This is a genomic window from Streptomyces canus 299MFChir4.1 (genome assembly GCF_000383615.1).
GTDB classification, from domain to species: domain Bacteria; phylum Actinomycetota; class Actinomycetes; order Streptomycetales; family Streptomycetaceae; genus Streptomyces; species Streptomyces canus_C.
This window is the reverse complement of record NZ_KB911613.1, coordinates 53,566-66,810: the sequence shown is the minus strand read 5'-3', so window position 1 is coordinate 66,810 and position 13,245 is coordinate 53,566. Positions and strand designations below refer to the sequence as shown.

13 protein-coding genes are annotated in these 13,245 nt (G+C 73.9%); all 13 read right to left on the bottom strand.

From position 1 onward, the window contains the following. Positions 1-39 precede the first annotated feature (39 nt). On the bottom strand, positions 40-1,554 hold the full coding sequence (locus H293_RS50930; protein WP_020123213.1) for an EboA domain-containing protein: 1,515 nt from the start codon (positions 1,552-1,554) through the stop codon (positions 40-42). Then, the gene (locus H293_RS0138990; RefSeq protein WP_020123212.1) at positions 1,551-2,711 is read right to left on the bottom strand and encodes a UbiA family prenyltransferase; all 1,161 of its coding nucleotides are present in this window, start codon (positions 2,709-2,711) and stop codon (positions 1,551-1,553) included. The genes H293_RS50930 and H293_RS0138990 overlap by 4 nt, the downstream gene beginning before the upstream one ends. Then, the gene (locus H293_RS0138985; RefSeq protein WP_020123211.1) at positions 2,708-3,874 is read right to left on the bottom strand and encodes an inositol-3-phosphate synthase; all 1,167 of its coding nucleotides are present in this window, start codon (positions 3,872-3,874) and stop codon (positions 2,708-2,710) included. Before H293_RS0138985 ends, H293_RS0138990 begins: the two co-directional genes overlap by 4 nt. Positions 3,875-3,894: 20 nt before the next feature. Further along, positions 3,895-4,653: a hypothetical protein gene (locus H293_RS0138980; protein WP_020123210.1), complete on the bottom strand. Its 759-nt coding sequence runs from the start codon at positions 4,651-4,653 to the stop codon at positions 3,895-3,897. Beyond that, on the bottom strand, positions 4,653-5,429 hold the full coding sequence (locus H293_RS0138975) for a twin-arginine translocation signal domain-containing protein (RefSeq protein WP_020123209.1): 777 nt from the start codon (positions 5,427-5,429) through the stop codon (positions 4,653-4,655). Before H293_RS0138975 ends, H293_RS0138980 begins: the two co-directional genes overlap by 1 nt. Before the next feature lie 102 nt (positions 5,430-5,531). Next, positions 5,532-6,701, bottom strand: coding sequence for an FAD-dependent monooxygenase (locus tag H293_RS0138970; RefSeq protein WP_020123208.1), 1,170 nt, complete (start codon positions 6,699-6,701; stop codon positions 5,532-5,534). Between the two features lie 62 nt (positions 6,702-6,763). Beyond that, entirely contained in the window at positions 6,764-7,447 is a 684-nt protein-coding gene (locus tag H293_RS0138965; protein ID WP_020123207.1) for a response regulator, read from the bottom strand. Continuing rightward, positions 7,444-8,658 (bottom strand): sensor histidine kinase, encoded by a 1,215-nt coding sequence (locus H293_RS0138960; protein ID WP_020123206.1) that lies wholly within the window; start codon positions 8,656-8,658, stop codon positions 7,444-7,446. The genes H293_RS0138965 and H293_RS0138960 overlap by 4 nt, the downstream gene beginning before the upstream one ends. A gap of 119 nt (positions 8,659-8,777) precedes the next feature. Continuing rightward, entirely contained in the window at positions 8,778-9,662 is an 885-nt protein-coding gene (locus H293_RS0138955) for an ABC transporter permease (protein ID WP_020123205.1), read from the bottom strand. A 2-nt stretch (positions 9,663-9,664) separates the two neighbouring features. Then, positions 9,665-10,630 (bottom strand): daunorubicin resistance protein DrrA family ABC transporter ATP-binding protein, encoded by a 966-nt coding sequence (locus H293_RS0138950; RefSeq protein ID WP_020123204.1) that lies wholly within the window; start codon positions 10,628-10,630, stop codon positions 9,665-9,667. After that, positions 10,627-11,058, bottom strand: coding sequence for a lasso peptide biosynthesis B2 protein (locus tag H293_RS0138945; RefSeq protein ID WP_020123203.1), 432 nt, complete (start codon positions 11,056-11,058; stop codon positions 10,627-10,629). The genes H293_RS0138950 and H293_RS0138945 overlap by 4 nt, the downstream gene beginning before the upstream one ends. Continuing rightward, positions 11,055-11,315, bottom strand: a complete 261-nt coding sequence (locus tag H293_RS0138940; RefSeq protein WP_020123202.1) for a lasso peptide biosynthesis PqqD family chaperone — start codon at positions 11,313-11,315, stop codon at positions 11,055-11,057. Before H293_RS0138940 ends, H293_RS0138945 begins: the two co-directional genes overlap by 4 nt. Continuing rightward, positions 11,312-13,147 carry an asparagine synthase-related protein gene (locus H293_RS50925; protein WP_020123201.1) on the bottom strand — a complete coding sequence of 612 codons (1,836 nt, stop codon included), beginning with the start codon at positions 13,145-13,147 and terminating at the stop codon, positions 11,312-11,314. The genes H293_RS0138940 and H293_RS50925 overlap by 4 nt, the downstream gene beginning before the upstream one ends. Positions 13,148-13,245 lie beyond the last annotated feature (98 nt).

Sequence of the window (13,245 nt, the reverse complement as noted above, 5' to 3'; positions counted from 1 at the left end):
TGCTCGGTGGCGGGGGTGACGTCGATGGTGTGCGGGGCCTCAGTGATGGACCGGGGCCGGGTGGCGGACGTCCTCGGTGCCGAAGGTGGCCAGGAAGTCCTCGACGTCGTGAGCCACGTCGCGGCCCGCGGTGCGGCGTTCGTCCGCGTACGCCCGCATCATGCGCAGCAGTTCGGCGTCGGTGCGGTCGGGAAGGCCGGCGATCCTGGCCAGCGGGATACCGGTGAACACGCACTTGAGGACGGCCTGTCGGAAGGCATGGTCGTCGAGGTGGCGGGCCGCGTATCCCGGGGCACCGGGGGCGGTGTCCAGCGCGGCGGCGATCAGCCTCGGGTCGTTGGTGCGCAGCGCGTCGTGGACCAGGGGCAGCGCCGCGACCCCGAGCCGGCCGGAGCGGTCGAGGAGCGGCAGCGCCCGCAGTACGCCGCGTCGTTCGGCGGCATCCCCGTGCCGGTACACCTCGGTGAGGCGAGCGGGCAGTTCGCCGTCGCGCAGGGCGGGCGCGTCGAGGAGCAGGGTGCGGGCGGCGTCGTCCACGGTCCAGCCGTACGGCTCCGCCGTGCCCGGCAGCGGACCGCGCCCGCACCTGCGGCCCACGGCGGGGAAGAGTTCCGCCAGCGCGTCCGGGGCGACGGCGAGGGTGTGCTGGGCCTCGCGTACCCAGCGGGCGGCGCCGCCGGGCACGCGGTCCCACAGCGCGTCGACGGTGTCGGCGCCCTGTTCCGCGGCGCGCAGGAAGGCCAGCGAACGCCGGGCCGTCGACGGGGCGGCATGGCTGTGCCGGGGCAACTCCACGGAGACCAGGCCCTGATATCCCGTCTCCAGGAGGGCGCCGAGGACGGGCGGGAAGTCGATCTCGCCGTGTCCGAACTCCAGGTGCTCGTGCGTGCCGCGGCACATGTCCTCGATCTGGACGTGGACCAGGTGGGGCGCGGCCCGTCGCACGCAGTCGGGGACCGGCTGGGGTTCGAGGCAGCGACAGTGCCCGATGTCGAGGGTGAGGCCGAGCGCGGGATGGTCGCCGAGCCGGGCACGGAGTTCGTCGAAGCGGTCGAGGGTGTCGACGAACATGCCCGGCTCCGGCTCGAATCCGAGGCGTACGCCATGCCCTGCGGCCTCGTCTGCGAGGGTCTCCAAAGCGGCCACCAGGTGGTTCCAGGCGGTGTCCTCGCCGATTTCGGGCGGTCGGATCCCGCTCCAGAGGGAGACCACGGGCAGTTCCAGCCGGGCGGCGATGCGAACGGCCCGGAGCAGCAGGTCCACGCGGACTTCGCGGCCTTCGTCGAAGAAGGTGGGGTGGTGCTTGTTCCAGGGGTCCAGGAGGTAGCGGCCGCCGGTCTCCACGACCGCGTCGAGACCGAGGACGTCGAGCCGTCGGCGCAGGTGTGCGAGCCGCCCGTCGAGGCCGTCGGCGAACGGGTCGAGGTGGCGGCGGTCCAGGGTGAGGGAGACGCCGCCGTACCCGAGACCGGCCACCACGTCGAGGGTCTCGTCGAGGGTGTGGTCGCCGAATCCGTTGGTTCCGTAGGCGAATGTCAGAGTGCGTCGGCTCATGTCGGGGAGACCTTTCGACTCAGGCGCCGGGCCGGCGGATAGGCGGCGAGCAGGACCAGCCCGGCTCCACTGCGGCCGGCCGCGGCCGCGAGCGCGGACTGGAGAGGCACCATCGCCTGGATCCCCGCGGCGACCGCTCGGCGCACGCGGTACGGGGTGGGCTTGCGTAGGGCGGCGAGCGGCGCTGCCCCCGCGGCGGCCAGGAATCCGAGGGCGAGCCCTCCGGCGACGATCCGGTCCGGCCGCCCGGCGTCCTTCGCCGTCAGGCCGATGCCCAGGGTGACGGCCGCGGTGGCGCCGAGGGATCCGAGGACGGCGTCCCGGGCGGGCCGCCTGGACGCGTCGCCGGGGCCGGGACCGGGTGACGGATCGGGGCTGGTGAAGGCGGCGGGGCCGGCCGGCTGCTCGGCGAGAGCGGGCTCCGGGGCGCCGTCGGGGCTTTCGGCCCTGTCTCCGGCGCCGATGCGACCGCCCGCAGGAACTACGGCTCCGGTGCCTCCCGCACCGGCGAGGCCGTCCCCGCGAGTCCGGGACCCGTGCGGTGTCCTCGGCACACGCGGACTCCGCGCACGGCCCGGTCCCTCCCCCGCGTCGGCCGGGGTGCCTGTCCCGGGCGCAGCCTCATGACGGCTCAGCGTGGTCACCGCGGCCGTGTGGACCGCGCTGAGCAGAGCCGTCGGCAGGGCCGTGGTCAGCCGGCCGGGGCCGGCACCGCGCAAGACGTCGAGGGCACGGGTCGTGGCCATCACGAGAGGGCCGGCGGTGGGGTGCCCCTTGGCGAGAAGGTCGTAGGTCCAGATCGCCACCGTGAGGGGAACGGCCGTGCACAGGCCACGGCGTCCTTCTGCCAGGGCCGTGAGGCCGAGGCCCGCCGCGGTCAGGGCGGTGGCGGTCGTGAGGGCGGCGGTGGGGCTGATCGCACCGGACGGTACCGGGCGGTCCGGCCGTTCGCGGGCGTCCACCTCCCGGTCGACGTAGTCGTTGAGGGCCATGCCGCCCCAGTACAGGCACAGGGACGAGGCGACCGGCCCCAGCAGGCGGGTGCCGATCGGCGTCCCACCCGCGGCGGCACCGGCGAGGAGGTCGCCAGGGACGGTGAGACCGGCGGGCAGGCGCGTCAGCCGTGCGTACGCGCCGAGGCGCTCGCGCGCGGTCACCGGGGCGCCCGGGGCAGACCGTGCGACCAGGCGACCAGCTCGTCGAACTGCCGGTCCAGGGCGTGCTCGTCGCCGTCGACGGGGTCCTTGAAGTAGAAGCCCAGTTCGCGCACGGGCCCGCTCACCCCGGCCCGGTGGGCCAGCGCCATGAAGCGCGCCAGGTCCAGGACCAGGGGGGCGGCGAGCGCGGAGTCGCAGCCCTGCCAGGTGAACTGGAGGGTCATGCGGGCGCCCAGGAAGCCCTCGAAGGTGATGTGGTCCCAGGCCGTCTTCCACTCCCCGAGGTCGGGCAGTTCGTGGATGTGGACGCCGCCTTGCACGGGGCCGCCCAACTGCTCGCGCAGCAGTCGGTCCTTGGACCGGATCTTGGCCGCGGCCCGCCTGGGGTCGGCGAGCGCGGCACCGTCACCGCCGCCCAGCAGATTGGTGCCCGACCAGCTGCGGACGGTCAGCGCGCGCCGGGCGAACATGGGCGCGAGGACCGACTTGACCAGCGTCTCACCGGTCTTGCCGTCACTTCCCGCGTACGGCAGCCCGTGTTCCCGGAAGAGCTGGTCGAGCGCGGGCAGCCGGGCCCCTGTCGAGGGGGTGAAGTCCACGAACGGGCACCCGGCGCGCAGCGCGGCGACGGCGTACCGGGAACTGACCGGCAGCACGTCGGCGTCCTCGGGGCGGCGCAGGGCCGCGGTGAGCAGTTCGGCGGAGGCGTGCGCCGGATGCGGGGTCACCGGTGCTTCCGTGGAGGAGACGTTGACGACGACCACGCTGTCGGCGCCCGTGCGTCCGCGGAAGTCCGTGATGTCGGCGGCAAGGGCGTCGATCGCCTCGTCCGCGGTGGTCGCCGGGTGACCGGTGTCGGTGAGGCCGGGTCGGATCTCGGCGTCGGCGGCCTGCAGGTCGGCGCGGACCAGGTCGGGCAGGTCGGGCGGCACGACGCCGTCTCCGGCGAGCCGTTCGACACGCTTGGCGAGCCCGACGGTGGCCGGGTCGTGCCCACCGAAGACGAGGTCGTCGAACGACGGCAGCGGCAGGTCCCGGAAGGCGGCGAGCTCGCTGACCACCCCCACCGGGGGGAGGACGCCCGCGCGGACGGCCGCCGCGCCGGCCACGGTGCTTGCCGCGACCGAGCCACGGCCGCCGACCAGCCAGATTCCCGTGCGCATGGTTCCTTCTCCCAAGACTCTCAGGGCTGCTGCGGATAAGGGAAGGACTGGAAGTCCCGGTCCAACTGCGTGACACCGCGCGGCAGCCAGTGGGCCGCGAGCCGGCGCACCGTCCTGGCCGGCAGCGGCTCGTTGACGTGCTCCAGGTCAGGCTCGGCCGTCAACTGCACCGCGCACGCGAAGGCGTTGAGGGGCGCGAAGCGCTCCCAGCGACGGCTGTCGATGCCGAGGAACATCATGGCGCGCATGACGACGTGCCAGACGGGATAGCCGCCGGGCGGCTTGCCGGTCATGACGTGCAGGCCCTGGGTGCGCGGGTCGTAGAGCACGCCCTGCGCGAACTGGGCGAAGGCGCGCACCAGTCGGGGATCGCCGGCGCGGTAGACGGTGTCGAACACCTCCAGCTGCACCCGCGACATCACCTCCAGCGGCCCCCGCGCGGGCGTCACGAAGTCGGTGAAGTCGCGCCGGTAGCCGGCGGTGGTGACCATCCTGCGCCAGGTGTTGAGCAGCGTGTTGTCCCAGCCGCCGCCGTAGAGGGCGACGAGCGCGTAGTAGGCGTCCTTGAACTCCGGGGTCGGGTGGTAGAGCGTGGCCTGGTCGAGCAGGTACCACACCTCGTTGGCGCGGCGGTCGCCCAGCATGCCGGGTATCTCCGGCAGTTCGGGGCCGGAGGTGGCCGCGACGGCCGCTCCGGCACCGCCCACCGCGAGGGCGGCACCGGCCGTCAGCGCGGCGGACGCCCTCAGCAGCTCGCGCCGTGCCGGGCGGGCCGCCATCAGCTCAGCCCCTCGGGGTACGGGAAGGACCGGAAGTCCTGGTCGAGTCGGCGGACGTCCTTGACCAGCCAGGTGGCGGCGAGCCGACGCACGGTGCGGCGCGGCATCGGCGGGTTCACCTTGTCCTGTGCGGGCCTGCCGGTGCTCTGCAGCGACCAGGCGAAGGCCAGGGCGGGGGCGAGCCGTTCCCAGCGCCTGCGGTCGATGTCCAGCACCATCATGGCGCGCATGTAGGCGTACCAGGTGTGGTAGCCGGGCGGCGGGACGTCGGGGGTGCCGTTCATGGTGTGCACCAGGAACGGGGCCTGTCCGCGCGGGTCGTACAGGACTCCCTCGCCGAACCAGCCGAAGGCCCGGACGAGTCCGTGGCGGTCGTGGCCGTAGTACCGGTCCATCACGCCGAGCTGGGTGCGCGAGAGCACTTCGAGCGGCTGCCGGATCGGCTCCATGAACTCGGCGTAGGTGTGCGGATAGCCCGGCTGCGCCACCATTTCGAGCCACTTGTCGCGCATGCCGCGCTCGATGTTGCCGACGTACGCCTTGATGGCCGCGTAGGCGTCCTTCGTCTCCTGCGTGGCGTTGTAGAGGGTCGTCTGGTCCAGCTGGTACCAGAACTCGTTCGCTCTGCGGTCCCCGCTCATGCCGGGGACCTCGGGGAAGTCGTCGTGGCGCGCGGCGGCCGCGGCGGGCTGCGCGGCGACCGTTCCGGTGGCTGCGGCTGCGGCCGCTCCGAGCGAGACCTTCAGGACCTGTCGTCGGTCGACGTGGTACGACACGTGGCCGTCCTCCTCCTGGCTGCGGGCTTCGTTGTTCCGGAGGCTAGGAGGAGGGGCTATACGACGGTCTGTCGTTGTACTGTGCGTGTGTCTATACGTCTGCTATGCGTCGGCCCCGGACTCCACGAGGGCCGCCTCGACGTCGTAGTGGTGGACCCAGGACGTGTCCTCCACGACCTGGCGCAGACCTCCGGGAGCTCCGGGCCGCACCTTCTGCGAGCCGCCGCCGCGCGCACCGAGCTGGACGCGGGTGGTGTGCGGCCGGCGGAACTCCTCGTAGCGGCGCAGCCCTTCGGGTGTGCCGTCGAGGAAGTGGGCGAGGGCCACGGCGTCCTCCAGGGCCTGTCCGGCGCCCTGGCCGTGGTGCGGGAGCATGGGGTGGGCGGCGTCGCCGAGGAGGGTGAGGCGGCCGTGGCCCCAGCGCGGCAGCGGTTCGCGGTCGTGGAGCGTCCAGCGGCCCGGTGTCCCGCAGGCGCGGACGAGTGCGGTCACGTCCTCGTGCCAGCCGTCGAAGGCCGCCGCCAGCTGCGCGGGGTCGCCCTGCCCCGTCCAGGTCTCCTCGGCGGGTGCGTCGGTGGCCGGGAGGAGGGCGACGTAGGTGAACTGCCGTCCGGCGTCGACGGGGACGGCCAGGAGCCGCACGTCCCGTCCCACCCACATGTACATGGTGTCGGGAGCCAGCCCCGGCACCCGTGCGGCGGGGACCAGGCCGCGCAGCGCGCTCGCGCCGGACAGGACGACGTCCTCCGCCCCGGCCACGGTCCGGCGCACCGCCGAGTGCGCGCCGTCGGCACCGACCAGCAGGTCGGCGGAGGTCTCGCGCCCGTCGGCGAACCGGAGCCGCACACCGTCGTCGGCGTTGTCGCAGGAGACCAGGTGCGCGCCCAGGTGGACGGCTGCGGCGGGCACCCGGTCAGCGAGCAGGGTGTGCAGGTCGCCGCGGAGCACCGTGAGGTGGGGGGCGCCGTACTCCTTCTCCCAGGTGTCGCCCATGGGGCGGCGGGTGAGGACGCGGCCGTCCGGTGTGCGCACCTCCAGTGCCTCGGGACGGACGGCGACCGTGCGCAGCGCCTCCTCCAGGCCGAGGCGGAACAGGATGCGGGTGGCGTTGGGGCCGAGGTGCATCCCGACGCCGGCTTCACGCAGTCGGGGTTCCCGTTCGTAGACGTCCACCCGCAGGCCGGCGCGCAGGAGGGCGCCGGCGGCGGCGAGGCCGCCGATGCCGGCGCCGACGACGGCGACTCGGGTGGCGGACGGGGTGGGGTTCGGCATGGTGGTCCCTTCGGATGTGCGGGTGAGTGGTCTGCCTCACCCGCCTCCGCAGGCGGGTGAGTTCACCGCTGACCGGCCGACACCAGTCCCGTCTCGTAGGCGACGATGACCAGTTGGGCCCGGTCGCGGCTGTCGAGTTTGGTCAGCAGATGGCTGACGTGCGTCTTGACGGTGGGCACGCTCAGCCGCAGGCGGTCGGCGATCTCGGAGTTGGTCAGGCCCCTGGCGACCAGGGTGAGCACTTCCCGTTCGCGGTCGGTGATGCCGGCCCGCTCCAGGGCGCGGGTCGGCGGGCGCGGTTCGCGCTCGGGGCCGCGGGCGAACTCCTCGATGAGCCGCCGGGTCACGGAGGGCGCCAGGAGCCCCTCGCCGGAGGCGACGAGCCGCACCCCGGTGAGCAGGTCGCCGGGCGGAGTGTCCTTGAGGAGGAAACCGCTGGCACCGGCGCGCAGCGCGGAGTACACGTACGCGTCCAGATCGAACATGGTCAGGATCAGGACCCGCACCCCGGCGGTGGCGGGAGTGCCGCAGATGTGGCGGGTGGCCTCGATGCCGTCCATCTCGGGCATGCGGACGTCCATGAGGACGACGTCGGGGTGCTCACGTCCCGCCGCCTCCACGGCCTCGCGTCCGGTGGCGGCCTCGCCGACCACACTCAGGCCCGGTTCGTTGTCGATGAGGACCCGGAAGCTGCCTCGCAACAGGGCCTGGTCGTCGGCGACGAGCACGCGCACATCGTCGCTCACCGAGCCGCTCCCCGTACGAGCCCGACGGAGTCGAGCGGCAGCCGTGCCAGGACCGCGAAGCCGCCTTCCGGGCGCGGGCCGGCCGTGAACTCCCCGTCGTAGACGGCGATCCGCTCACGCATGCCGATCAGGCCATGGCCGCGACCGGGGCCGTCCTGCGTGGTGCTGCCGCGGCGGGCGGGGCCGCCGTCGTCGGTCACGTCGATCGTCACGTGTCGTTCGTCTCTGGTGATCACGACACGGCAGTCTGCCGGAGCCGCGTGCTTGACCGCATTGGTCAGGGCTTCCTGGACGATACGGAAGACCGTCAGACCGAGTGCCTCCGGCAGGTCGCCCAGGTCGGGTGCCTCCAGGCTTGCGCGCAGCCCGGCGTCGGAGGCGCCGCGGACCAGTTGGGCGAGTCCGGCGGTGCCGGGGACCGGGCTGAGGTCGGCGTCGGTGAGAGCACCGGTGTGCTCCGAGCGCAGGACGTCGAGCAGGTGGCGCATCTCGTGCAGGGCGGCCCGGCTGGTGGCCTCGATGACCCGCAACGCGTCGCCGGCCTCCTCGGGACGCGTGCCGACCACATGGTTGGCCACGCCCGCCTTGACAGCGATGATCCCGATGCTGTGCGCGACGACGTCGTGCAACTCCCGGGCGATCCGCATGCGTTCCTCCGTGACGGCGCGCTCCGCCAGCTCACGGGCCGCGTGCTCCGCGTAGGCCCGGCGTTCGCGGACCGCGGTGCCGAGCGCCCAGGAGCCCGCCATCGACACCCAGCCGAGCACGATCAGACCGGGGCCCTGCAACCACCAGTAGGTGTAGGGACTCCGGGGTTCGGTGGCGATCATGCCGCCGAGGCCGATGAGTGCGGCCGCCGCGAGCGGCAGCCGGCTCGGCGTACGGCCGGCCAGGGCGACCGGATAGAGAGCGAACGCCACGGCGAGGAACGGGTCCGTGACGACACCGAGGGCCACCGCCGCGAGCGAGCTGACCACGGTGACCACAAGTACCGGCAGCGGCCACAGCCGACGGACCGCCACGGGCGCTCCGGTGGCGGCGACCAGTGCGTCGGCACCCCAGCCCGTCGGTCCGTCGTCGGGCATCGCCCGGGTGTGCCGCAGGACCAGCAGGAAGGCCACGTAGGCGAGCGCGGCGAGGAAGTCGAGGGCGATGAGCTGCGCCGGGGTCAGCCGCCGTCCGAGCGGCGGCCGGACCTTGGGGTGATCCATCGTCCGACCCTAACCGCGGGCCCGCGCCCGGGGCTTCGTGCGCGGGGATGACAGCCTGCGGGACGAGTCCGCCCGGCGCCCGGCCCGTCGGGCCGCCCCGGCGCCCGCGGCCCGCGGGGTCACTCCACACGGGAGAACCTCCGGGTCGCGACGGCGAGGGCCAGCACCGCGAGCGCGGCGATCAGCCCCGTCTCCACCAGCACGGGCGGCGTCCAGCCCCACCAATCGGGGCTTGCCGCCCGGTCGCCCATGGCCGCGGAGCCGTCGCCCGGCATGGTGCGCCGCAGCGCGTCCACGGCGTACGTGAGGGGGTTCAGCCGAACCGCCGCCCCGAGCCAGCCGGGCAGTCCGTCGGCCGGGAACATCGCGCCGGACAGGAAGAACAGCGGCATCATGCAGAGGCTGACGGCGACCTGGAAGGTCTCGGGGCGCCGGATGCACACGGCCGCCGCGACGCCGAGCGCCGTGAACGCGAAGGACACCAGCACGACCTGGAGCAGTACCAGGAGGAGTCCGGGGCGGTACGGCACATCGGCGACGGGTCCCAGAAGCAGGACCAGCACACCGTAGGCCGCGCCGGAGGTGGCGCCGCCCAGGCAGGTGCCGACGAGGATGGCGCTGCGGCGCACCGGGGCGACCAGCATCTGCCGCAGGAAGCCGGACCGCCGGTCCCACACGATGGACGCGCCGACGGCGATGGCCGGTGCCTGCACCGACAGGAGGACCACACCGGGGAAGAGGAAGGCCCGGAAGTCCCGCAGGCTGTCCTCGGAGAGGGCGGAGTTCAGCCCGGTGCCGAGGACGAGCAGGAACATCAGCGGCGTCACCATGCCCATGGCGATACGCAGTTTGTTGCGGCCGAAGCGGATGGTCTCCCGGCGCCACAGCACCTTGACGGTGCGCAGGTCGCGGGTGAAGGCCCGGTCAGGTCGCGCGGCCCAGGGGGCAGGTCCGGGCGGACCGGTTTTCGTGGTCGGTGGGCCGTGCACGTCGGTCTGTGCCATGGCTACCTCCTCGGCCCGAAGGCGGGCTGCTGGGGACCGTCGGCCTCGCGGATCGTGCGGCCGGTGTAGTGCAGGAACACGTCGTCGAGAGTCGGCGGAGTCACGGTCACCGCGTGGACGGGCACGGTGAGTTCGGCGCAGAGGCGGGGTACGAAGCCCGCGCCGTCCGGGGTGCGCAGCCGGACACCTTCGGCGCCGGCCTCGGCCTCGATCCCGAACCGTTCACGCACGGCCCGGGCGGCCTCGGCGTCGTCCCCGGTGCGCAGGACCACCAGGTCGGCGCCGACAACCCCCTTCAGCCCGGCGGGCGTACCCTCCACCACCAGCTGCCCCCGGTCCATGATCGCCATTCGGTCGCAGTGCTCGGCCTCCTCCAGGTGGTGCGTGGTGAGGAAGACGGTGATCTCCTGCTCGGCGCGCAGCCGGTGCAGGTGCTCCCAGATGGCCACCCGGGTCTGGGGGTCCAGGCCGGTGGTCGGCTCGTCGAGGAAGAGCACCCTGGGCGTGTGCAGCAGCCCGCGGGCGATCTCCAGCCGGCGCCGCATGCCGCCCGAGTACGTGCGCACGGGCGAGTCCTTGCGCGGCGTCAGCTCGACGAGGTCGAGGAGGTCGGCGATGGTGCGGCGGGCCAAGGGCCGGGGCATGCCGAACAGGTCCGCCTGGAAGCGGAGGTTCTCCTCGGCCGTCAGCTCGCCGTCCAGGGTGGACTCCTGGAAGACGAGCCCGATGCCGCGGCGCACGGCGTCGGGCTCGCGGGAGATGTCGTGCCCGGCGACCTCGGCCCGCCCGGCCGAGGGCCGGATCAGGGTGCAGAGCATGCCGATGGTGGTGCTCTTGCCCGCCCCGTTGGGGCCGAGGAAACCGTAGGTCTGGCCGGCGGCCACCGAGAGGTCCAGGTCGACGACGGCCTCGTGGGTGCCGTAGGTCTTGCGCAGCCCCTCCACGAGGACGGCGGTCCGGCCGCTCATCGGGGCTGCTCCGTGGCGGGGTGGCGGACGCTGATCATGGCGCGAAACAGTCCGGTGTCCTCGGGCTCGCCGACCGGCCGCCCCTCCGCCTCGACCCAGGCGTGGGCGCGGAAGGGCCGGGTGCGCACGCCGGTGCACCAGTCCGGCCACGTACCGTGCAGCCTGCACAGCAGGACAGTGGCGATGGACCGCTCCAGGCAGCCCTGTCCGGCGCACCAGGCGCTCACCGACACCACGGAGGTGCGGGCGTCCAGGGTCTGGGCGGCGGTGGCGGGCCGGGAGCCGCGGGAAACGGTCCGCAGAAGGCGGCGCAGCCGGCTTGGCGGCACCTTGGCGAGCAGGTGGGCCGCGCCGACCGCACAGCGGGCGGTGAGGTGTCGGTGCCAGCTGATCCGGCCGGACCGTTCGGAGACGACGGGCATGCTCATGAGCGCACCACCAGCCGTGCCTTCAGCAGGGATTCCAGCAGGGCACTGACGTCGACGCGGGCGCGACCGACGGCCGCGGGGCGGCCGGCGGCGAGTGTCTCGGCGGCCCGGTCGGGCGAGTTGCCGTCGAGGAGCAGCCGCAGGGTGGTCGCGCCGGAACGGTTGAGCTGGAAATAGCGGCCGGTGCGCTGGTCGAGGAGGACGATGCCGTCCTCGACGTCGGTGGCGATCACTTCGGGTTCCAGGGTGTAGGTCATCGGCGTCCTTGGGTGGGAGTCGCGGCGAGTGGGGCGACGGCACTCGGTGACCGCAGCCAGGTCTCGCACGCGAGGGTGTTCTCGAAGGGGCCGAGCGCGCGGGTGTCGGGGGTGGGCCGGTACAGCGCGGCGCGCAGGGCGGCGGGGTCGACGAGCCCGCGAGCGGCCAGGCACAGGTCGTCGCAGAGTCCGGCGATGCGCTCGCGGTTGCGGAGCAGCCCCTCGTACACCTCCTGGCCGAAGGCGCCCTTGTCGCGGCGGTCGAGCACGGCGTCGGGAACGACCGGGCGCAGGGCGGCGGTGAGGGCCGGCTTGTACCGGCCGGGCACCACCCGGTCGGCGACGCGCAACGAGAGGGCCGCCTCCAGCACGCGGTCGTCCAGGAAGGGTGACTCGAACGTGATGTCCAGGGGGCGCAGGGAGCGGTTGAGCTGGCGGGCGGCGTGCCCGCTGAGCACGGTGACCTCCAGCGTCTGGTGCTGGAGCCGGTCGGGGTGCAGCGGCTCGGGGCGCCGGGCGGCGGTCTCGCGCAACAGGCGGCGGACGGTCGCGACGGCGTCGGGGGTGGCCCAGTCGGGCATCCGCGGGTCACCGCGTCCCCAGCCGGTCGGCGGGGTGAAGCGGGGAGCCGACGGCGCGTCGACGTCGCGGGCGGCGCGGGCCAGGGTGGCCGCGAAGGCGCTGCGGTCTGCGAGCGAACGGACGGTGGCGCCGAGCGGCCAGCGGTTGAGGGAACGGAAGCGGCGCATGGTCCGTATCCCGCGCAGCGGGTCGCTGCGGATCAGGGACCAGCCGAACTGGGGTGATACGCCGAAGAGTTCGTCGCCGCCGACACCGATGAGGTGCCGGGTGACGCCGTCGGCCCGGACGGTGCGGGCGAGGCTCTCGGTGTGGGCCCGGTTGCGGGTCCACACGAGGGGGCCCTCTACGTCGTCGCTCGCGCCCTCGAGGTCGGGCGCGGCCTCGTACCAGAGCGGCCCCTGCTCGGCGTCGACGAAGCGGTGGCGGGCGGTCGGCATGAGCTCGGCTGCCCGTCTGGCCCACTTCCCGTCGGCGTTGGCGCGATCCATCGGTTCCCAGTGGTGGGTGAGCAGACGGGCGTCGGTCGCGTCGGCGAGGAAGCAGAGGCTCGTGGAGTCCAGGCCCCCGGACAGGTCGGCTCCGATGACGTCCTGGCCCGCGGCGCGAGCGGCCACGGAGGAGACGAGAGCTTCGCGGATGGTGTGGGCCGCTCTGGCGATGGGGACCTCGGGGTCGGGCGGTGTCCACCAGGAGACCTCGCGCGCCTCGCCGTCGGGCCGTGTGTCGAGCCAGCAGCCGAAGCCGAGGGAGTGGACGCCGGTCCACATGGTCCGTGCGGCGAGCGGCCAGGGGACGGGGAGGAGCAGCTGGAGGGCGAGGGTGTCCTCGTCCAGGCGCGTCTCCATGAGGGCGGTCAGGCCGCTCGGGCTGTCCGCGGCCACGGTGACGCCGCCGATCCGCGCGTGGAAGACGTGCCGGGCGGTGGAGAGGGAGCCCTGGGTGCGGGTGCGGCCGTCGAACGAGGCGGCCAGGTGGCAGCTGCCGGGCAGGGAGCGGCTCAGTGCGTCGAGGTCGTGGGGCGTGTGTGCGCGCGCCAGCAGACGGCCGACGGCGCCGGGGTCGGCGCGGGTGGGCCCGAGGAGCAGGAGCCGGTTGCGGGCGCCCTCGGCGAGGACGCATTCCGTGTCCTCCCAGCGGCCGATCACCCAGGGCCGGCCCGAGGCGTGGGTGACGGTCCGCACGCCGGGCGCGGCCACCGCGCGGGCGATGGGCTCGGCCTCCGGGCAGTCGGGCAGGATCAGAAACTCCATGTCCCCTTCTTCGGTCGGACTGCGGGCGAGCGGGCGGATCTTCGGCCATGCGCCGCACCCTGAGGGGGCCTCGACCGGGCGGGTCTCCGCGGGAGGAG